The 20,873-nt window shown below is 57.7% G+C and carries 14 protein-coding genes and 1 pseudogene; 6 read left to right on the top strand and 9 right to left on the bottom strand.

The genetic code is table 11. The annotated features are described in order from the left end of the window. Nucleotides 1–1,173 precede the first annotated feature (1,173 nt). Complete coding sequence (locus A6U98_RS20840) at nt 1,174–1,674, top strand: cupin domain-containing protein (RefSeq protein WP_064652368.1); 501 nt, start codon at nt 1,174–1,176, stop codon at nt 1,672–1,674. A 259-nt stretch (nt 1,675–1,933) separates the two neighbouring features. Here the strand turns inward: A6U98_RS20840 and A6U98_RS36035 are convergent. The 3 genes and pseudogenes from A6U98_RS36035 to A6U98_RS20825 form a co-directional block, all read right to left on the bottom strand. Further along, nucleotides 1,934–2,376 (bottom strand): annotated as a pseudogene (locus A6U98_RS36035) (transposase); the annotation flags it as partial. Between the two features lie 331 nt (nt 2,377–2,707). Further along, nucleotides 2,708–3,823 carry an FAD-dependent monooxygenase gene (locus tag A6U98_RS20830; RefSeq protein ID WP_064652364.1) on the bottom strand — a complete coding sequence of 372 codons (1,116 nt, stop codon included), beginning with the start codon at nt 3,821–3,823 and terminating at the stop codon, nt 2,708–2,710. 219 nt (nt 3,824–4,042) lie between these two features. Then, complete coding sequence (locus A6U98_RS20825) at nt 4,043–5,656, bottom strand: GMC family oxidoreductase (protein WP_064652362.1); 1,614 nt, start codon at nt 5,654–5,656, stop codon at nt 4,043–4,045. Nucleotides 5,657–6,884: 1,228 nt separating this feature from the next. On the opposite strand from A6U98_RS20825, the gene A6U98_RS20815 reads away from it, so the two are divergent. Genes A6U98_RS20815 through tnpB form a run of 3 tightly spaced genes read left to right on the top strand, consistent with a single transcriptional unit; the run spans nt 6,885 to nt 7,526 of the window. After that, nucleotides 6,885–7,166 (top strand): transposase, encoded by a 282-nt coding sequence (locus tag A6U98_RS20815; RefSeq protein WP_156667872.1) that lies wholly within the window; start codon nt 6,885–6,887, stop codon nt 7,164–7,166. After that, nucleotides 7,108–7,269 (top strand): hypothetical protein, encoded by a 162-nt coding sequence (locus A6U98_RS36855; protein WP_156667871.1) that lies wholly within the window; start codon nt 7,108–7,110, stop codon nt 7,267–7,269. Before A6U98_RS20815 ends, A6U98_RS36855 begins: the two co-directional genes overlap by 59 nt. A 26-nt stretch (nt 7,270–7,295) precedes the next feature. Then, nucleotides 7,296–7,526, top strand: coding sequence for an IS66 family insertion sequence element accessory protein TnpB (tnpB, locus tag A6U98_RS20810; RefSeq protein WP_156667870.1), 231 nt, complete (start codon nt 7,296–7,298; stop codon nt 7,524–7,526). A gap of 172 nt (nt 7,527–7,698) precedes the next feature. Here tnpB and A6U98_RS20805 read toward each other — a convergent pair whose 3' ends face one another. The 5 genes from A6U98_RS20805 to A6U98_RS20780 all read right to left on the bottom strand — a co-directional run bounded on the left by A6U98_RS20805 (nt 7,699) and on the right by A6U98_RS20780 (nt 15,755). Continuing rightward, nucleotides 7,699–8,370, bottom strand: coding sequence for a hypothetical protein (locus A6U98_RS20805; protein ID WP_064652358.1), 672 nt, complete (start codon nt 8,368–8,370; stop codon nt 7,699–7,701). Nucleotides 8,371–8,749: 379 nt separating this feature from the next. Then, a complete protein-coding gene (locus A6U98_RS20800; RefSeq protein ID WP_082933950.1) occupies nt 8,750–11,314 on the bottom strand; it encodes a two-component system VirA-like sensor kinase in 2,565 nt (854 codons plus the stop codon). After that, nucleotides 11,271–12,302, bottom strand: coding sequence for a cytochrome c peroxidase (locus A6U98_RS20795; protein ID WP_064652356.1), 1,032 nt, complete (start codon nt 12,300–12,302; stop codon nt 11,271–11,273). The genes A6U98_RS20800 and A6U98_RS20795 overlap by 44 nt, the downstream gene beginning before the upstream one ends. Continuing rightward, a complete protein-coding gene (locus A6U98_RS20790) occupies nt 12,299–13,024 on the bottom strand; it encodes a winged helix-turn-helix domain-containing protein (protein WP_064652354.1) in 726 nt (241 codons plus the stop codon). Before A6U98_RS20790 ends, A6U98_RS20795 begins: the two co-directional genes overlap by 4 nt. Nucleotides 13,025–14,561: 1,537 nt before the next feature. After that, on the bottom strand, nt 14,562–15,755 hold the full coding sequence (locus A6U98_RS20780; protein WP_082933949.1) for an alpha/beta fold hydrolase: 1,194 nt from the start codon (nt 15,753–15,755) through the stop codon (nt 14,562–14,564). A gap of 458 nt (nt 15,756–16,213) precedes the next feature. Between A6U98_RS20780 and A6U98_RS20775 the strand changes: the two genes are divergently transcribed. Together A6U98_RS20775 and A6U98_RS20770 are read left to right on the top strand one after the other, a co-directional pair. After that, nucleotides 16,214–17,233, top strand: coding sequence for a 1-aminocyclopropane-1-carboxylate deaminase (locus A6U98_RS20775; RefSeq protein WP_064652350.1), 1,020 nt, complete (start codon nt 16,214–16,216; stop codon nt 17,231–17,233). A gap of 46 nt (nt 17,234–17,279) precedes the next feature. Continuing rightward, complete coding sequence (locus tag A6U98_RS20770) at nt 17,280–19,673, top strand: transketolase (protein WP_064652348.1); 2,394 nt, start codon at nt 17,280–17,282, stop codon at nt 19,671–19,673. A gap of 188 nt (nt 19,674–19,861) precedes the next feature. On the opposite strand, the gene A6U98_RS20765 is transcribed toward A6U98_RS20770, so the two are convergent. Then, nucleotides 19,862–20,872, bottom strand: a complete 1,011-nt coding sequence (locus tag A6U98_RS20765; RefSeq protein ID WP_064652346.1) for a 2-dehydropantoate 2-reductase — start codon at nt 20,870–20,872, stop codon at nt 19,862–19,864. Nucleotide 20,873: the final 1 nt, after the last annotated feature.

The raw sequence follows: 20,873 nt of genomic DNA, 5'->3' as shown, positions 1-20,873 counted from the left end.
GCAAACGTGAAAGCTGAGGCGCCCCGCCCCCTGTCCTGGCCCCGACCTGGTCGGCATCGCATTGCCGGCACAGACATCGCAAAGTCACTCCAAACGAGTGATATCGTCGCAGCTGCCATTGCTCACGGACCGTTCAATGTCGCTTCGCCAGATCCTATATCAAGGAGCATGAAGTCTTCCAGTTCCTTGAGTTCGGCGATCGCCTTCTGAATCTTTCGCCGACGGCGGAACGCTGCAACAAGTCGCTTCAATTCCGACAAGGGTGTTGGTTGAATAATTCGCATCGTTATCCCCGATGTTGATTCAACAATGATCCACACGGGCAAAAGCGTGCTGGTGATGAGTTTCCGCTATCGACCATCTGCGCCATCAAATGTGTGGGGGTCGAAAAACCGCTGCACTTGTAGCAAGCGAGTGAAATCCCGGCGGTCGAGTCCGTTACAGAGAACGCTGTCGTAGGTCGTCTGTCATGGTTAAAAACAGAGGTGGAGGAGCCTTGATGGCGGACCGAATCGGGGTGAAGCTCCGCTCGACGCAGCATGCGGCTCGAGAGGATGGGGTGCCAGCTACGGATGCTCGTAGACGGGCATCTGAGCAACCTGCATGACGGAAAATAGTGCAAAGTAGAGCACCGCTATGATGCAGAACAGGAGTGCCGCAACGATGCCTTTTCGCCACAACGCCTCGTCGTCGTGATATCCCTGCCCAGCTTTGAAACGCTGTTCGTGACCTTCATCGCGTTGCGGGGCAATTGCCTGTGAACTTGCTTCTGACCTCCTTGTCATCTCGTGTGTAGGGTCACCGTTGCGTCCTGGTGCCGGAACCGCCTCGCAGCAAGGCGCGATGGCGCCTTTCTCATGATACTCACCCGCCGATCGACTTCGTGACGCCGCCCTTCATTGGTCAGGCCTTATGCGTGTCCTCGCATAGGTGTCTTCTGATTATTGTCGGAGAGGACGTTTCAGCAGCATTTCGATTGCCGTTCGCCTTCTTAAAGACGAAACACATCGTAGGCGACGTTCTGCCACTTTCTGGCTTCCTCGCTCTAATCTTGTTTGGACAGAGGTTACAATGGAAACCTGAGGGACGAGTACTGTAACCAACATACAACGCGGAGCCTTCAAATAAAATTAGCCTGACGCACAGGCATGCAATAATCGAAGGGCAATACGCATGAAAACTTTGGTAAGTACGCTGTCGAAAAGCAGCACTGATCTCAATGAATGGTGGGAGGTAACCCCCGGAGAGAGATTTACGATCCGTACCTCCGTCAAGGAGACGGGAGGCCTTTACACGATGATCGAGGTGACTGCCGATTCACGTAACGGTGTACCGGTGCACACGCATGCCAATGAGGAGGAACACTTCATCGTTCTAGAAGGCAACGTTCATCTCACCAATGGTGACGAGAGCTCGACTCTGTCGACCGGGGATTCTGCAACGGTAAAGAGGGGGACTCCCCATGCCTGGTGCAATATCTCCGACAGCCGAGTCCGAATGCTAATCATTTTCTCCCCCGGTCATATGGAAGAAGCGTTCAGGCTCATCGGTTCAATGGATGGTGGCGATCTGGCCGCTATCGCAGAATCGGCCAAAAGTGGGGGCTCCACGATTGTTGGCCCGCCGCCTTTTGAAAACATCTATTCCGTCATGTCTCCTCGACCGACAACCTGAGCGCCGCAACTCTGTCGGTCATCCAAAACCTTTCTGAAAGCAGCATACGCGCATTCGGCCCGACATTGATTGAAAAGCAGGGCTATCATCAGTCCGAAGAGAGCCACTTCGGGCCCGATAGAAATGCAGAACGAGTCACAACCGCCCAGCATCGTGTCTGCGCTGCCGCTATTGGCGAAGCTGCCGTCCACACTCACGGCGGCAGTCTTCGAAGCCCATGGACCATTCCCGCAGGGGACTCTCATCGGCCTGGCAGATATCACTGTGAGGCATAATTCCACGGCAAGAGACCCTCAATCTGGCTTTGCTTGTGGCCGTTGATGATGGCAGTGAGCGTGGCGGTAAAATCGGCGCGCGGCTCGACATGGTTTAGCTTGCAGGGCGCTGGTCGCCCCGTTCTCGGTTCCAGCATCGTGCCCCGCAAAGAGGGCATTCTCCGGCCGAATGGTGCGCTCGACTCTGTTATTGTAGATCTCGATACGGCCGTCGGTCAGGAAGAGCTTCAGTCCCTCCCAGTATTTTGCAATGTAGGTCAAGGCCTCGCCGAGTGGGGACTGGTCGCGATACGCGCACAGTGATGGATGAGCGATGCCTGCATGTTGGCGATTAGCGGGGCAGACGTTGCTGTCACCCGGCGTTGCGAGCCTCAGGATGAAGGCAGCGCAACTCGGCCTCGATCCGATACAGTTCACCGATCCGTTTGGCGGAAGAGCGCGAAACCGATCTTGATGCTCTTTGGCAGACTCATCAGATCCGGATTCAGATCGGCGGACATGTCCGCCCTCCTTCTGGCTCTCCGAGAGCTTGGCGACAATCGAGTCCTGGAACATCGCGCCGTTCTTACGGTAGAGTTCTCGAGCGCTCCCGCCCCATCTGCTGACGATCGCCTCCCGCCAGCGCGGTCTGAGAGATAAGCCGCCGTCGACATATGATCATATGGTAAATGCCATCAACGTGTGGTCGCTCCCGACTTCTGCCATTGCACAGGAGACGGGCCGACCACCTTAAAACCAGCCATCATCAGCCGCGCTTTTCAGATTCCACCGTCCAAGAGCGGAGATCTCAATGCCCCATAGGAGCGCTTGTAGAGCGTATCACCGAGATGTTTGAGCGTGAAATTCCTGACGATGGGCGAAAGACCTCGTAACATGTCGCGAGCGCGTGCTTGCTGGCGCACCCATGTCACGCGTTGTCGCCGGTGTTGAAGGTATCGTCGCCTCATCACGTCCGTGGATGAGCCGTTTGAAACAACTTCGGCCAGGACCAGGGCGTCTTCAAGTGCCATGCCAGCTCCTTGCGCCATGCTGGGTGAACAGGCATGTGCGGCATCGCCTATGAAGACTAGACCTTCGTCGAAAGTGCTAAAATCGGGGACCTCTTCAAGCTCGCTGAAGTGAATCTCGGCGGAGGTGTCAAGCCGGGCAATCAACTGGCCCAGCGGAGCCCTAAAGTCTCCGAACATCTCCTTGAGGTCCTGCAGAGTGTTGCGGTTGACCTCGGACGTGCGGCAGTCTGCGTATAAATATACCTCGGATGCGGTAACTGGAATTGCCAGGAGGGTTCGCCCGCGTCCGAGCATAGCCGTCCAGGCTGATATGTTCGGCGTGTTGTCGGTCACGGTTCTCCAGCATGATATGCCCAACGCTCGAGGTCTGCAGCCGCTGGCGGCTCTACGAAGCCATGAATTCACGCCGTCCGCCGCGACAACCAAGTCACATTCATCTGAGCTGCCGTCAGCCAATAGCGCGCTCATGCCAGCGGACGTCCGGTGAGCGGCCAGGATTGCCCTCCCGTAGTTCACTCTGGTGTGTTTCAGCGAGGACAGCAGGGCCTGGATCAGGCGAGACCGCGGCATGGCGAGACAAGGGCCGCAGTTCGACCAGAAATCTTCTGCCGAGAGTGCGTGGATCAGCTTTCCGTCGGAGGAGAAGATGCACTGTTGCTTGATACGCCGACCATTGACCTCCAGCGGCTCCAGAACCCCTAACTGATCCAATGCCCGGGTTGCATTCCCCAACAAGAAGATACCTGCTCCACCGAGCCTCGGTCCAAGGGACTGTTCGTAGATTTCACATTGATGGCCTTTGATTTCTAGTGCCTTTGCTGCAGCTAAGCCGGCAATGCCGGCGCCGGCAATGATTACCTTCATCGAAAACTACCTTTCTAGTTCGCGTTGCGTATGGCCGGTATGGAATTCGACGTTGCCGTCCGCCTGGTCCCGTCCCATGTTATCCGTCCGCCGGCGCCTCCAGAGCGGGAGGCTTCTCGCATGCGGTAAAGTGGCCCGATCATGTCTCTTCCAAATCGGACCCACCGCCTCAGTCGCCAAACTCTTAAATGAATGAGATTCCGGCATATCCCCCGTCGGTTAGGCATTCGTCCCATGCGCAGCTTTCAGGAGATCGGCGGCGCGCTCGCCGATCACGACGCACGGAGCCATCGTGTTTCCGACAGGGATCTTCGGCATGATTGATGAGTCGGCTATGCGCAGGTTGTCTATTCCGTAGACCCGCAGGCGAGAATCGACAACAGACATGGAATCCAGGCCCATCTTTGCGGTGCACGACTGATGCCAGTAGGTCACAGCGGAATTGCGGATGTAACTTTCCATGCCAGCGCGATCGCGCGCCATTGGGATCACCTCCCGCTTCACCAATGCGCCAAAACGTTGGCTATTGCCAAGTTCTCGGCAGAGCTCGACCGTACGAAAAGCCGTTTCGAGATCGCCGGGATCGCTCAGCGAATTGGGAGCAATCACGACAGGGTCGCGGTGGTCAGGTCCCGACAGCTGTACCCTGCCACGACTTTTGGGTTGAGCGAGACCGGCAAACATTGACCACCCGTGCTCAGGAGCTTCGAGCCCGACTTCCGGCGGCGGCGGAACGGCAAACTCAAGCTGGCATTGGATGATATCAGGGGCCGACAAGCGAGAATCACTTCTGGCGTAGAGCACTGCCTCGCATCCACTACCGCCAACCTGTTGCGGCTTCGAGTACTCCCAGGTGCAGCCAAATGCGATGTGATCCTGATGGTTTTCGCCGACGCCAGGCAGGTCTTGGAGGACCGGGATGCCATGTCGACGGAGTTCGGCCTCGGGTCCGATCCCCGACTGCATCAGCACTTTCGGCGTGTGAACCGCACCCAGTGAAAGAACGATTTCTCGACCCGCCCGGAAGCGAATTAGTTGGTCATCCACGATGGCCTCTACGGCAACCGCCTTCGATCCAGCAAGGATAACGCGGGTGACATGCGCACCCGTCAACACCGTAAGATTGGGCTGATGCATATGGGGGTATGTGTAGGAGCGAAATACCGATTGTCTCTTGTTGCCGTGAATCCGCAGCTCGGCGATTGCGGCCCCCTCGCCTGCTTCCATCATCTCGCCGTTGGCGCTTTCGAAGGTCGGAATTCCCACCATACGGGCAGCTTCCAGCGTTGCATGCGCGAGCGGCTGGGGCGCCACTGGCTGTGCGACGAAAACCGGTCCGCCCGCTCCCCGGCGGACGGGGTCGGCATTGCCCTGCCAATCCTCGATCCTTCGGTAGTATCTGAGAACCGATTCGTAACCCCAGGCGGTATCGCCGGACTCCTGGGCAAAATAATCCCAGTCACTCTTGTGCCCGCGCGCCCAGACCATCACGTTGATGCTGGATCCGCCGCCAAGGACCTTGCCCATGTTGAGGGGAAGTCGGCGGCCGTTGAGATGAGAAGAAGGCTCGCCCATAAACGCCCAGTCGCGCGAAGAACCCAAGTTCAGCGGCCACTGCCCCGGGTCCAAAATAGACGGCTCCGCGTCGTCTCCGCCGGCCTCAAGGAGAAGAACCTGGACATTCTTGTCCTCGGCCAATCGACCGGCCACGACGGAGCCACTCGAGCCGGCACCGCATACGATGAAATCGAAATTCGTGCGCAGTTGTTGTCGCAACGTCTTCTGGTTTTCCAGCACGGTTTGCCTGATTTTACCTTCGTCGGAATATGTCATGCATCACCTTATGGTTTGATGTTTGGCGCCCTCGGCAACAAGGAATCGTTCGTCCGTCGTAGTTCCACGGGCGTGTTCGTTGGCCGTTACGGCCAGGGTGTTCTTGATTTCGTTTGAAATCCAAGCATCTGAACTTCGTCGCGGATGCGCAGTGAAGGAGTCGGGCACCGACCACGCGGTTGTCAGTCCCTATTCACTTGGGTGTCATCTTGACGTCTTGAGCGGCGTCACGGATGGCGATGGCGACCGCCTTTGCCTGTGTGTTGAAAGGGCATGGCTCCGTGATTTTCGTCCCGTCGGCTGCGAAGCGGAATTGGCCTGTGACGCGGCGGCAATCGAGCTACCGCGGTGATAAAACTCTTCGACTTTTCAAACATGCGCCTCTCCATGTTATAGGCAATAATAATTATCGCAATAATCTTTATCGCGCATACATCGTGTCGCCTGTCAACATGTCTTTGCTGCCCGGAAAGACTAATCCACACGGGAACTGCGAACCGAGCAACAGCAGGATTGTTTCTGGTGTCACGAAGAAGCCGGGCTCGGTAACAGCCCTGAAACAACGCGCAGACAATAAGTATGTGCCTCAGGGCCGTAAGGCTCCCCCTCCTGTGGTCGGGGCCGGATCCAGTATGCTTGCCAGCGCTCGATCCGGCTCCAAATGGGTCACAGCGACAGCGTGTTCTCCGAAGGCGCTCTTTTGCGCTTTTGTTGGACGTCCAACTTTGTCGTCAAGAAAGGCAGGTTCTTGCGCCGGCAGTAACTTCGGCGACTCGATCATTGTAGGCATGGCAGTACAGCGACGCTGCTCCATCCGTTGGACTGGAATGACCGCGGGAGAGTCCGTCGTCGCACTGACCACGTTGTTCCGATGCTGGTTCTAAAGCGCGTTGGCCGCCTCGTCCCTGCCCTGGCGACAGGGAAGCATCCTGACCATCGGTAGATCAAGGAATGTCGATCCTGGCGGGCAGGTTTTGCGCCTGTCGACCGACGTCCCATGACCACAGTCAGCTGCACTCCTGGTGTCCGATCGCATCGAGCAACGGGAGACGATCGGATATGCTTATGGCCTCCAAATACGCATCCAGGAAGGTTGTCCCTTTGCGATGCGTCACAGCTGGAACGGGGCCAAGATGCGCAACAAGGTAACCGGTGTTCCGATCCCACATTGTCCTCGCCGCCCTGATCTGTGATCGCCTTTCCATGGACGTGCAACGGGAGTTTCTCCATGGAGAGTACATTGGAGTTTCTCACAACCAGGAGGTCTGGACGTGAGGTTCATCGGCATTGGCCTGATGAGGTCAAAGCGCAGATCGTGTCTGAGAGCCTTCGGCCCGGTGCGAAGGTGAATGAGGTCGCTGAACGCTTTGGGTTGTGGGCGAACCGCCTTTCGACTTGGCGGACGATGGCGCGGGCAGGGCAAGCTTGTTCTGCCTGCACCCGAGAATGCCGTGGAGTTCGCAGCGGTAGTCGTCGATGCACCCGTTTTGGAGCCGCTGATCAAAACTAGCCGCCCCGAGATCATCGTCGGTTCGGTCACGATCCGCCTGGAAGAGGGCGCGTCTGCCGCCCGCATCGCCGCTGTCGCGCGTGCCTGCGCGGTTCCGGCATGATCCTTCCATCGAACCGGGTTCAGATCATGGTGGCGACCAAACCGGTCGACTTCCGCAAGGGCCACGATCGCCTGGCAGCGCTGGTCAAAAACGAGCTGCACAAGGACCCATTTGCAGGGACGGTCTTCGTATTCCGCTCGCGCAAGGCGGATCGCCTGAAGCTGTCCGCCACGCTCACCCGCCTCGTCAATGGCCATAAGCAGAGCCGGATCGACGAGCTGATGCCGTGGAAGTACCCGGAGCGAACACACGGCTGAAGTCCGCTGTCGGCCCCAAAGCGGGCATTCGGGAGTGGTTCATTCTTGTCTGCGATGGGGTGGTTAGCGGCCGGTCAGCTTCAGGGTCTGAACGGGCAAAAGGCGACGTTGCGTGTGCCGGCCTGATCGCGATGCGCCAGGTTGCCGAGAGTAACGATGGAGGGCTAGTGCGTCACCGTTGGTCAAGATCGACATGGCTCTTGTAGACGGCACTTTCCCGATATCTCATCGGAAGTTCGGCCGCGGGCAGATCGTGCGCCTCGAACGGTTTCCCGCTGGACCAGGGGAGCGCGTTCAACGCCACGCCGAACCCTGTGGTGAAAAGCCACGGCGCGAGCTTCGCAAGGGGCTTCTTCCACGCGATTGCAAGAACACCGAGCGGCAACTTCACGACTATGAATAGGATGAGGACGAGCGGGGCAACGAAGAGGGTCAGCACCATCGGAATCGCCGTTTCCAACATGGGATCGCCGCCGTATCGCAAGCGGAGCGGTGGGTTCCGTGCAGCCGCAAACGGAATCAGTTCTTCCATAAAGCGAACGTAGTCGGCGGACCGATCGACGCCCGTTTCTCCGAACCAATCGAGCGAGGAGATTTCCCTTGACACGAAGAGCGTCCGTAGACGCGCGCTGTAGACTGGAAAGCCAGTGGTGCCGACCCCACTCGTGACGTGGAGGTGCAGGAATCGAAGCGACGTCCACGGGACGAGGCTGACGGACCGCCCTCGCGTCACCGAGAGGCCCCGGTCCTCGATGACGTAGGCCATCTCGACCTTTTGCGGGGTATCGCGATACCTCGGGATCTTCGCAGTGAAGCGGTAGTTGGGAAGGTCGTCCGCCTGCAATCGGGCCCTCCACTACGGTCCGCTAGTCGAAATGCTGCCTATCCCGCGATAGGATTCGATATCTGATTTACACGCAACTTGTTCTGCTGGGAATGACCGCTTGCGGCGGATCAGAGATCAGCCGCTATCTTCGCCTTGCTCGGGAGCAGACCGACTTAAACGCTTCAAGGACGTCCGAAATTGGCGCATTGTTGCCATCTCTATCACAGCGGTATTACTCGATACGGCAATACGGTGCGAGGCAAACAGCGCTAACGCAACAAGCCATGATGCAATATCTTGCAGTCGTGTGTGGACCGCGATTTCACATCAAATGGTTAAGGCGCCACTGCGACGGCTTCCGCGAACGAGATTGACATGTCCAGAGCGGGCCCGGCAGCTATTGAGCGGCATCGCCTGGATCATCCTGAGCATGAACGCTTGAGCAATGCCTCAGAACGTCGAAAATTGCGGTTGCCAATGTCGCCGAGCTGAAGGGCGTGCGCAACATCCGGGCCGCCAGAACGGGAGGCGCAGAATCGGGATCCAGCGCGCGGTCGCTTAACACCAAGAGCTTCTCACTCCCCACCTTGTCCAGCAGGCTCGAGACGTCAGCATGACGCATGAGAAGCTGTCTATCAACAAGCACAATGTCGGCACATAGGCCCGCCTGCAATTGATCAATCAGGCAGTCGATACCCGCACATCCTACCGGCTCATACCCGAGCGCAGCAACCTTCTCCTCGTACAATTCCAAGAGCATCCTGTCTTGCACGACAATGACAACCCGTTCCCCCTTGCCGATGGGAACCGCATTTTCGTCAAAGAACCCTTTTACAGGCAGCGGCTCGAGATCGCTCGCGGGCAGAAAGAGCCGGAAAGCTGAACCCGCTCCGATTTCGCTTTTCACGTCGATGCTCCCACCCAACGAGGAAACGATGCCATGCACGGCCGAAAGGCCGAGGCCCGAGCCACCCGTTTTTGCATTCGTCGTGAAAAATGGCTCGAATATATGGGGAAGGACGTGATCGGGAATTCCGGGTCCTTCGTCGCTAACAACAAGACAGACGTGTCGCCCGGGCCCGAGCTCACCATGCGACAAGAACTGCTTCCTCGTGGTTTCAATGATCTCGACACTGACGATCACTCTCTGGCCTCTCGATGACGCTTGGCTTGCGTTCTTGCAAAGGTTCATTGCAAGCTGATGCACATCCACAGGATTGCCTTCGATGACCGCAGGACGTTGATCGAGGTGGGACTCGATAATCACATGGCTGCCGAGGGTGACCCGAAGGAGCGGCAGGATGTCGGCAACCGCGTCGGTCACGTCAAATGGCTTTGTCGTCCTTTCGCGTTTTCGGCTGAACGTCAGTATCTGGTCGACGATATGCTTCGCCCTCGCCCCGCTCTTTAGAATTTCCTGCACATAGTGTCGTGTGGTTGACGGCCTGCGAAGAAGCTGAACCGCCATCTCGCCATATCCTTGAATCGCGCCCAGAACATTGTTGAACTCGTGTGCGATGCCACCAGCCAGCGTGCCGATGGCCTCCAACCGCTGCGCATGCTCGAGGCGGTGCTCCAGTCCTTCTTTCTCCTGGCGACTGCGGTTTGCGTCAACGAACTCGATGAGCGTTTGAAGTGTTGCTTGAAGCAAGCGAACCTCGTCCCCAGGCATCCTTGGCTGCAGATCATCGAAGCTCAAAACAAGCGCGGCCACATCGCGCTCCGACAGACCTGCCCCTACAATGAGACACGAGGTCGCGGCTCCGCGTGAGCGGATGAAGCAGCGAGACTTCGCGGAAACGCGACGCTCGAAGCCCTCCAGATTGCGAAGTGCAGGGGTGCCCTTTTGGCGGAGGAGGTCCTGGGCAAGCTCCAGCAGCAAAGCCCTCTGCTCTTCGTCGTCGCCGAGGCAGTAGTTGTCCTTGATTTCTCCCCGTTCCAGATCGCAAATCGCTAAAGCACATCTTTGGGCTGCAAATAAGCCAGAGATAATACTCAAGGCGTCGGTCATGAGGGCTGCGAAGCTGCCACAGTCGCTCTCGACCATATCGGCCTTGAGCTCGGCAATGACTTGTTCGTAGTGGAGACGTCTCTTGAGGCGTATGGTCTGGGCACGCAAGCGATACACCAGCACACAGATATAGATACAGAGAATGATCGCCGTGATACCCAGCAGTATCCTGCTGAAAGCCGCACGAGACGTCGCGTCGGCAGCAACGTCCAGGTATTCGGATTGAAGCTCCTCTGCGCGCAGCGGTGTCCCAGAGGCCTGAATGGCTGCAATCTTGTCGTCAACCTTTGGTAAGATGGCCAAGATCATTCGTGCGTGAATGATTACTGTTCCCAAGCCTTGTAGAACAGGCGCTGCAGTGTCGAACTCCGGCAGTTGCTTCAGACGCGTGAGAATAGCCTCCTGCAGCTGATCGTCCGGCCGGGTCGAAAACCGCATCATCAGGTTACCAAGATCACCCGTTCTAGTGAGAGCCATCTTGACGGCCTCATTTCGGGAGTCGTGGAGCTCGGAGAGTGTCTGGCCGAATACTCCGATGGAATTCTGCAAGAGTGCATTACGGGTCTTGAACTCCTCGACGAGCTTCTCGTCAAGGTTGATAACGTCCCTCAGTTGCCCAAGGAGCTGATGTAACCTGAAATCGTCGGCGAACTGCGGCCTGCTGAACAGTCTTTTCAACTCCGTTGTCGTTTGCCTCATGTTGACGATGGAGGATACGAGCGGATCGTACGACGACAACAGTCCCGCTCTCGCTCGCAGGACGTCGCGCTGAAGCGAGGCGTGATTGACGTCGACGGCTCGCAGGTTCGTCATCACCGCCTCGTGAACGTCCCGCCCCGGATCACGCCCCGCTGCGACCACGGCAAGGACAATTGCCGATAGCGTCAGCAGAGCGATCGGCAGAGTTTCAACGAGACTCTTCAGTGTTAGGCTGCGCGAGCTCTTTCCCACTGTAAACCCCGGTCAAACTGTTGAGGAATGCCTCGAGCGCATCGACGTCACTCTCCGTCAGTCGGCGCCCGAGCTGGCTTCTGCCCATGATAGCGATCGCATCCCGAAGTGTTGCGGTGCGCCCGTCGTGGAAATAGGGGGCCGTCAGCGCCACGTTGCGCAAACTGGGCACTCGGAAAACATCGACATTTCGATCAGCCTGGTCCAGACGTGCGTCGAGATCCTCAGGCGTCGGAAAGGTCTCGGCACCTGGCTCGCCGAATACTCCGAAAATCTGGAACATGTTGCCGCCAATATTCGAGCCTTGGTGGCACGAGACACAGCCGTATTCGGTGAAGAGTTTCAGCCCGTGCTTTTGTAACGGAGTGATCGCCTTCTTATCTCCTTTCAGGAAACGGTCAAAGGGTGCGTCGGGCGTTGCAAGAGACTTCTGATAGCTCACAAGCGCATCCAAGACGTTTTCGCGCTCCGCCGCGCCACCATATCTCCGCGAAAACGCATCGGCGTAGGAGCGGTCGCTGTTTAGTCTCGACAGCAAGGTGGGCCAGTCCATCGCCAGCAGGTTGGAGTCGTGAATGATTGCATCATTTTGGCTTACAAGAGATGTAAACTTTCCGCGCCATCCAAGCCGATAGTTGTTTCCGACGTTGAATATGGTCGGCGCGTTGAACGCATGCATTTTCCCCTCATAGCCGACTGTTCTTGCGGCATGAATCGTGCCGCCTGTCGCAAGGTCGTGACACGAACTGCAGGAAACCTCTCGCCGTTTGGACAAGAGCTTGTCGTGAAAGAGGCGTCGCCCGAGCTCCACGCGGCCGGGATCGAGTTGAGGGGCGTCAGGCAGTGGCAGCAGCGCTTCCCCTTTCATTCCCCCAACAATGACGTCGCCGGCAGCGGTGAGGCCGCCACCGCTGACGACGAGAAGGGCCAGCAGCACCGTCCGGTGGGTATCCTTCTTGAAGAGCCTACGGCGTCCCTGCCCGCTCATGCCTTGCGACCACCCTTATAAGTCACCTCGACATCCGCGTCGAAAAGGTAACCGGCGCCTCGCTCAGTCTTGATCAAGGTCGGCTTTGACGGATCCCTCTCGAGCTTGCGCCTCAGACGGAGTATGAGAACGTCGATACTGCGATCGAAAACCTCTTCATCATGAACTCTGCTCGCCGATAAGAGCTGTTCGCGCGACAGAACCTGGCGAGGGGCGCGTAAGAAGGCAGCCAGAAGGTTGAATTCTCCTGCGGTGAGCTTCACCTCCTGATCTTCGCCGTAGGTCAACCTGCGCAGCTTGACGTTCAGCACCCATTCGCCAAAGCTGTAAATTTTACGGTCCTTCTTGTTATCGAGAACGGGACGCTCACGTAACGAAGAGCGAACGCGGGCTAGCAATTCGCGGGTTCCAAACGGCTTGGTGATGTAATCCGCAGCCCCGAGTTCCAGGCCGACGACCTTATCTGCCTCGTCGAGCCGGTCTCCGCTTATGATGATGATCGGCGAATCCGATGAACTGGCCAGCTTCCGCACGATGTCCAAGCCATCTTCCTGACCGAGATTAAGATCGACAATGACCAGATCGACCGGATCCGTACTGAGAATACGGGGAAGCTCTTGACTGCCGCTAATTCCGGTAACCCGAAACGCATGATGCGAGAGATAGTCAATTAACAGATTTCGCATGCTCGAGTCGTCGTCAATCACAAGGACGTGTTTCAAAGAACCACTCCATGCCATCCTGCCACGTCATCTGTAATAGCTGCGCCGAGCAAGTGATCGCGCCGACGCGGCCGAGAGAGGGCAAGCTCTGTTGCAGGCGTTAGGCAATCATGAACCAGGGCAACCCTGCCGCCGCCGTGGGCGACCGTGAACGCAAATTCTACGAGAGTGTTCATTTTCAGATTCCTATGCTCTGTAGCGGGTTTGTGACACATAGTCCGGTTTCGAATATATCACAAGTATCAGATTTATCATTTTCTTAAATTTGACGATCTGGAGCGCGCACCTGCGATCCGCTGTGTGGTTCATCACAACGGACCGATCAGTCGCGATAGAGCGCAGCAAGCCAAGCGCGATAAACCATTGGGCCATCACCAGCGTCCGGCGGTCTTGGCCGTAGGATGATCGAAGTGGTTCCTCCCGGGGCTTACCGTCCCTTGCCATTGTCGCGGCTTGTCCAAAAAAATCAGACGAAGGGTCAGTGTGGCCAACCTCGAATGGAACGGTCCCAAGAAGCCCTTCCCCCGAACAATGATGCAGACGGGTGGTAGTGGCAGCCGTAGGTCGGTCTCCTCAGGCGCCTCGCGTCTTCAGCGAGTGTCACCCATAGACAATACTGTAGGATCGCCTCATGAGCGCCGTTGCCCGGTCGCCGTGCGGGATCAGCACGGCCGGCGATCGCTTGGTCGACGACCTTCATCGTTGCGTTTGCAATCGCTGCTGCTGCCAATGCCACTCTGCGTGGTGCCGCCGACGGAGCATTTGGCCTATGCCTCCAATGAGGGCCTATTTGCAGCCTCGCAGAAATGCCTCGGACGGTGGCGCGATTGATGGCGCCATACGACGTCCTCGTGCTCGATTTCACTCATGTTGCCATTCAATAAAAGAGCCCTCCTTCAAAGGATAGGTTAGTTCCGCCTCCGCATGACGCGATGCCGGCCTTGCGCTGAAGGCATTTGCGTCTTGATGACTTGGTGTTGCCGGCGCGTTTCCAAAACGACACTTCTGATTTCATCTGGAACCATGACGTTCGTCGATGCCACTTGCAGAACCGGCTAAATCTCTGAAGCGACAATGATCGGAAGCCCCAAATCGACGCTCCCAAGGTAGAAGGCCATTTGCTTGCCGCCCCAACGCAAACTGGTGCTGCAAAATGCGCCGGCAACCGGCACAGACGGGCTGCGAAGACGCGCCAATTCATGCAACTCCTGCGACGATTTTTGGCCATTGGGTTTTGCGACGAGAACAGACCATCATCCTCATCGTATGCAAAGACAAGAGTGCCGCCTCAAAGGTCGCCAAGTGCGAGATCGAGCGGATCCGGCTCGGCTTTGCCGGGTTTGCGCGCGGAGGCACTATTGGACTACCGACTCAAGCGCTCGGTTGCCGCACGTACCTAGCTCGCGCGCTTGCGTCGCGATCAGCGTCAATCTCGGAGCCTTGCCAGAAACTGGTGGCGTCCAGCCAAGCCCGGGATCGATGAAATCGAGTGTTATGCGATCGTAGGACAAGGCTTCGATCAGCTAAGCAAAGCGCCTCAATGTGTCCTCTGGGCGACCCCGTGCTTTCGCTTGAAAAATGACAGCATCTCCTCGAGCACCAGGCGGCGGTGGACATCCTGCTCAATCAACAGTTCATGCCTTGCGCCTTTCATTATTCGCAAGGAGCAAGAGCCCGATCGCGCGGCATTCATCGTATCGCAGAACTTTTGCTGCCCATAAGCTTTGACGACCCTGTCATCGCCCGCTTGAAACAGCAAAACATCGACGCTGATCCGGCTCGCATCCCGGATGCTGCGGTTTGCTGCCATGCAGCCTTCGTATGCCCAGTTGAAGCTCGGCCCGCCGAGCTGCGCTTGCGGATGCCGATCTAGCTCCCCGCGCTTGAGGATGTCGTAGCGTATGCGGCTGCTCGTTAAATCGCGATCCGCGTTGAACCCTCTCGAAGCATAGGGTCCGCGGCCCCAAACGTAAGACTTACTGGGGCCGAGTTTGAGCAGCCAGCACGCCTTGTTGGGAATTGGGCTCAGATTGGGCTGATGCATGGGCGAAGACAATGCCGCAGCAGCAAAATCGGCGCTGAATTTCTCGAGATACAATGACGCGATCGCGCCACCCATAGAGTGTGCGAGAAGGAAGAGCCGCTCATTGGCGGGCTTGGCCTCTTTTTCCACGAACGTCTTGAGATCGTCGACAAAATGATCGAAATTCTCAACATAGCCGAGGTCGTGCACGCGCTTGACGGCTTGCGGGTCGAGTTTCTGCGCCTTGTTCGGCCTGATCAACCTTTCCGAAAAGCCTTGGCCGCGGTGATCGAGGATATATACTTGATACCCTTCCTTCCACAAATCGTAGACAACCTCGCGGTACTTGAAAAAGCTCTCACCGTAACCGCTGGAAATCACAATTCCATTTTTCCCGACGGAATGGGAAAAAGCCATTGCGGCGATACGCACGCCATGCCTGCCGGCAAAGTCTCGACGCTGGCCATGCTTGTTCCAAAACTCGACGATTTTGCTCTCGTAGATATTTGCCAGTTCGTTTTCCCGTGCCTGGGCGCTGCCATTTGCCAATACGGCAAGCACGGCGATTGCGAAGCTGATCAACGCCAAGGCACGCATGCCGAGGAATAATTTAATCAAGAAACTCTTTTGCCTGAAGGTCCGCATGTTTCGCTCCAAGATCCTCGGAGCATAAAAGGCGCAAAACCCTTCGACCAGAATGTCGGCCATCGCGATTGTCGTTTCAACTGCAACAGAAACGACTGCTCAAGCCAAGCCGATTGCGCCGGCGCCGAAGCGCCAGGTTGCATCGGCCCGACATGAACCATGCCTACATGCCCGTTGGCCCTACCTCCAGTCTCTTGTAACACATGCGCTCTCGGCAACCGGCGCAGCTCCAGTCGCGCAGGCCTACGAGCATTCTGTCGGAAGCTGGTTGCCGGTGGCCCCTGGCTCGGCGCGAGTCGAACTTTGCATTGTTCACGCGCTGCAAGCGAGACGCAGATTTGAGGCAGGTAGCCGCATTTGGAAGAAGCTCCCAAACGTAACAGGTATCTTGAAACAATTGAATCACGGTGTTGGAATTTCTACGGCAACCGGCATTAGATTTTTGTTTAGTTTGGAAGCACCTTTCATCTCAAAGGCACTACTCTGATTCCGTCGTCGCCACAGTTTCTCCGGAGCCCCCAATGTCCCTTCTTGAAAAGTTCGAACGCTACCCACTCACATTCGGCCCGACACCGATCGAGCATCTGCCCCGCTTGACGGAAGCCTTAGGTGGCAGCGTTCAGATCTATGCAAAGCGCGATGACTGCAATTCTGGGCTGGCCATGGGTGGCAACAAGCTGCGAAAGCTGGAATATATCATCCCCGACGCGGTCGCCTCGGGTGCCGATACCCTGGTCTCGATCGGCGGCGTGCAATCGAACCACACGCGCATGGTTGCCGCGACCGCTGCCAAGATCGGCATGAAATGCGTGGTCATTCAGGAAAGATGGGTTCCCCATTATGATGCCGTCTATGATCGCGTCGGGAACATCCTGATGACCCGCCTGATGGGCGCGGATTCGCGCCTGGTCGACGATGGCTTTGACATCGGTATCCGCAAGAGCTGGGAGGATGCGATCCAGTCCGTCAAGGACGCAGGCGGCAAGCCCTATCCAATCCCTGCCGGAGCATCGGTCCATAAATATGGTGGACTCGGCTATATTGGCTTTGCGGAGGAGGTGGCGGAGCAAGAAAAAGCGCTGGGCTTCAAGTTCGACTACATCGTCGTCTGCGTCGTCACGGGTTCAACCCAGGCAGGCATGATCGTCGGCTTCGCCGCGCACAACCGCGCCGACCGCGTGATCGGCATCGACGCTTCCGGCACGCTCGAGCAGACAAGGGCGCAGGTGCGGTCGATTATCGACAATACAGCTGAGCTCGTCGGGCTTGGCCGCAAGGTTCGAGAAGACGAGATCGTGATCAACCCGGACTACGCCTATCCGGCCTATGGCGTCCCGTCGGACGAGACCAACGAAGCCATTCGCCTTGCCGCTCGTACAGAGGCGATGATTACCGATCCGGTCTATGAGGGTAAGTCGATGCAGGGAATGATCGACCTCACCCGCAAGGGCTTCTTCCCGGAAGGTTCAAGGGTGCTCTACGCACATCTCGGAGGCGCACCGGCGCTCAACGGCTACAGCTACTATTATAGAGAGGGCTGAGCCCATCGAAAGCCTGTTTCCCTTCAAGCTAGCTGTGGACGCACCGATGATCGATTCCCAACGCCTGCACCTAAAGACCATTGAACAACGACTGTTGTGGCTGTCTCACTGGATGATCCATAACGCCAACCACGTACGGTCGAAGGTGGATGGCATCAAGATCGGCGGCCACCAGGCAAGCTCTGCCTCGATGGTGTCGATCATAACGGCGTTGTATTTCTCGGCGCTCAAGCCCGAGGATCGAGTAGCCGTCAAGCCGCACGCCTCGCCAGTCTTCCATGCGATGCACTATCTCATGGGCAGCCAAACGCGGGAGAAAATGGAGAACTTCCGTGGGTTCGGCGGCGCCCAGAGCTATCCGAGCCGGACCAAGGACATCGATGACGTCGATTTCTCAACGGGCTCGGTCGGGCTGGGCGTCGGCATCACAGCCCTAGCCTCCATCGTACAGGATTTCATCAAGGCAAAGGAATGGGGCGGCGACCTGGCGCTCGGCCGTATGGTCGCATTGATGGGCGATGCCGAACTGGACGAGGGCAACATTTACGAGACCCTGCAGGAAGGCTGGAAGAATGGCCTGCGCAACTGCTGGTGGATCATCGACTACAATCGCCAATCCCTCGATGGGATCGTTCGTGAGGGACTGTTCGCGCGCATCGAAAAGATCTTTGATACTTTCGGTTGGGAGGTCGTCCGTGTAAAATATGGCGCCCTGCAGCGCGCGGCCTTCAAAGAACCGGGCGGAACCCAGCTGCGCGATTGGATCGACCGTTGCCCCAACCAGGACTACGCGGCGCTCACCTTCATGGGTGGCGCAGTCTGGCGTAAGCGCCTGTTCGACGACCTCGGCGAACACGGGGACATCGCCTCCCTCCTCGATCACCGCAGCGACGCAGAGCTTGCAGAACTGATGGAAAATCTCGGCGGCAACTGCGTGGCGACGATGGCGGATGCCTTCGCTGCGACCGACCATGATCGCCCGACCTGTTTCCTCGCCTACACGATTAAGGGCTGGGCAACGCCGATTGCCGGGCACAAAGACAACCATGGCGGTCTGATGAACAGCAAGCAGTTTGCCGACTGGCAGACGGCCTTGGGCATCACTGCCGGGCAGGAATGGGAGCCGTTCGCGGGAATAGCGGATGTCGCCGGGTTGAAGTCGTTTCTTGCCGACGTTGCCTTCTTCTCGAAGGGTGCACGACGCTACGATGATGCGCGTCTTGATGTGCCCGCAATTGCGATCGACACAGCCCGCGAGATCTCGACGCAGGCAGCTTTCGGAAAGATTATGGATGATCTCGCCAAGGGCGCAAGCAAACTGGCCGACCGCATATTGACGACGTCGCCCGACGTCACTGGCACAACGAGCCTCGGGCCGTGGGTGAACCGACGCAAGCTTTTTGCCCGTGCCGCGATGGCGGACGCCTTTATCGAGCACAGCATTCCCTCGACCGCAAAATGGGAGTTCACGCCGAAGGGGCAGCATGTCGAACTTGGCATCGCGGAGATGAACCTATTTCTGTTGCTTGGTGCCGCCGGCCTTAGCCATTCCCTGTTCGGCAAGCGCCTTATACCCATCGGCACGGTCTACGATTCCTTTGTCTGCCGCGGGCTCGACGCGCTCAACTATGCCTGTTATCAGGATTCACGCTTCATTATCATCGGCACGCCCTCTGGGGTGACGCTGGCGCCCGAAGGTGGTGCCCACCAATCCATCGGGACCCCTCTGATCGGCATGAGTCAGGATGGCCTGGCGGCGTTTGAGCCCGGCTTTGCCGACGAACTTGCCGTGATCGTGGAGTGGGCTTTTGATTACCTCCAGCGGGATGGCGAGGGCCACAGTGACGAGCGAACCTGGTTGCGCGACGAGACGGGCGGCTCGGTCTACCTGCGACTGACAACCAAACCGCTCGAACAGCCGCTGACACGGGTCGACGACGACTTTCGACAAGGCGCCATCGATGGCGCCTATTGGTTGCGCAAACCCGGCCCCAACTGTTCGGTCGTAATTGCCTATCAGGGTGCGGTCGCCGACGAGGCGATTGCCGCGGCCGGCATCATCGCCGAGGTAAGGCGCGACGTCGGCGTGCTTGCCGTAACCTCGGCCGACCGCCTCAACGCCGGATGGACCGCGGCGCAGCGGGAGCGGGCGCGCGGCAACCCAAGGGCCCAAGGCCATGTCGAAACGCTTCTAAATTCTTTGCCCCGCGACTGCGTGATCGTCACCGTCATCGACGGGCATCCTGCCACCCTCTCATGGCTCGGCGGCGTGGCTGGCCATCGGACCGTTTCGCACGGCGTCGAGCATTTCGGGCAGACGGGAACGATCGCCGATCTTTACCGACACTTCCGCATTGACCGACAGTCCCTGGTTCGCTCTATCAATGAGCTGACCGTTGGCAAGCGGCTTTCGGAGTCTCTCATGCTCGTGTTCCCCTAGGCGTTTCCGCTAGCAGGCGGGCACTGGCCGCTTCGCCGAGACAGGCCCTGAGCTCTCGCGTTTTTGAACGTACGTCCGTGGCGAAGGCATGGCTGGTCAACGCCATCGGCACGCCAAAGCATCGCACGTGCCGAAGGAGAAAGTGCTGCCGACAACGTTGGCAGTTCCATGACGGATGATCACCCGCCTCATGCCGCCGCAATACGCTCATCGCTTTCCAAGAAATGAGCCAAAGCCGTGATCGCCGCCGTCACGGGCATTTGAATGTTACGAAGTCTGGCAAGCTCAAGAACCGCGTCGCAGATGGATGCAAGCTCCAGTCGGTGCCCCTTCTCAAGGTCCTGCAACATTGAGGTTCTCACGTCGCCCAAGTTGCGGCCGGATGAGATAATCGTCGGCGGGTCGAGCTCCAGTTTCGAGCCATAAGCCTCGATGACCGGGATGATTTCCATCAGCATCTGATAGCTCACGTCGGCCAGATAGGGGCTCCCGAAATTTTGACCGAGGGTGGCGCCGGTAATGGCGGTGACCGGGTTCGAGATCATGTTTCTGGCCACTTTTGTCCAGACGGCGTCTCTTATTCGAGGCGCTATCCGCGTCACTATGCCTGACTTGTTCAAGATCCCTTCGACCTCGGCAAGGCGTCTCGTATGTCGATCATCCAGCTCACCCAAAGTCATGTGAAGAGGATTTCGAGTCCGCGCCAGGCCCGGGCGAAGCCGCTCCGCCGTAATCATTGCGGTCGTTCCGATGATCTGCGCCGGAGGCAACATCGATTTGATCTGGCCGCCAGGATCGACAGACTCGATCGCTCGTCCATCCCAGCCGCCGCCGATACCCTCAAACATCCACCAGGGTACTCCATTGATGACCGGAACGATCACGGTCTCGGCCGTGATCATCGGCAGTAAGGTCGTTGCCAAGCCTCCCAAGTCGTGCGATTTCGGACAGAGAAACAGGATATGTTGAACGCCAAGTTCATTTGCGGCGCCGACCCTCACTTTGACGCTATGATCACCCTCCAAACCAAGCAGGCGTATGCCGTTCTGCTTTATGGCCTCGAGGCTCTCACCTCTGGCAACGACGGAAACGTCGAAGCCGGCAGTTGCAAGGCGCGCAGCGAGAGTGAGACCGATGGCGCCAGCACCAGCGATGCAGATGCGCCTGTTTTCAGCCGTGGCATATTCGAATTTGCTCATT

This window comes from Rhizobium sp. WYCCWR10014, from assembly GCF_001657485.1.
Classification (GTDB): Bacteria; Pseudomonadota; Alphaproteobacteria; order Rhizobiales; family Rhizobiaceae; genus Rhizobium.
Note: the sequence above shows the minus strand (reverse complement) of the source record. Positions and strands in the feature narration are given on the sequence as shown.

What these genes read in the sequence shown, in the direction of transcription:
- A6U98_RS20840 (WP_064652368.1), top strand. Translation starts at nt 1,174, where the DNA reads ATGAAAACTTTGGTAAGTACGCTGTCGAAAAGCAGCACTGATCTCAAT.
- A6U98_RS20830 (WP_064652364.1), bottom strand. Translation starts at nt 3,823, where the DNA reads ATGAAGGTAATCATTGCCGGCGCCGGCATTGCCGGCTTAGCTGCAGCA.
- A6U98_RS20825 (WP_064652362.1), bottom strand. Translation starts at nt 5,656, where the DNA reads ATGACATATTCCGACGAAGGTAAAATCAGGCAAACCGTGCTGGAAAAC.
- A6U98_RS20815 (WP_156667872.1), top strand. Translation starts at nt 6,885, where the DNA reads ATGGAGAGTACATTGGAGTTTCTCACAACCAGGAGGTCTGGACGTGAG.
- tnpB (WP_156667870.1), top strand. Translation starts at nt 7,296, where the DNA reads ATGGTGGCGACCAAACCGGTCGACTTCCGCAAGGGCCACGATCGCCTG.
- A6U98_RS20795 (WP_064652356.1), bottom strand. Translation starts at nt 12,302, where the DNA reads ATGAGCGGGCAGGGACGCCGTAGGCTCTTCAAGAAGGATACCCACCGG.
- A6U98_RS20780 (WP_082933949.1), bottom strand. Translation starts at nt 15,755, where the DNA reads ATGGCCGACATTCTGGTCGAAGGGTTTTGCGCCTTTTATGCTCCGAGG.
- A6U98_RS20775 (WP_064652350.1), top strand. Translation starts at nt 16,214, where the DNA reads ATGTCCCTTCTTGAAAAGTTCGAACGCTACCCACTCACATTCGGCCCG.
- A6U98_RS20770 (WP_064652348.1), top strand. Translation starts at nt 17,280, where the DNA reads ATGATCGATTCCCAACGCCTGCACCTAAAGACCATTGAACAACGACTG.
- A6U98_RS20765 (WP_064652346.1), bottom strand. Translation starts at nt 20,872, where the DNA reads ATGAGCAAATTCGAATATGCCACGGCTGAAAACAGGCGCATCTGCATC.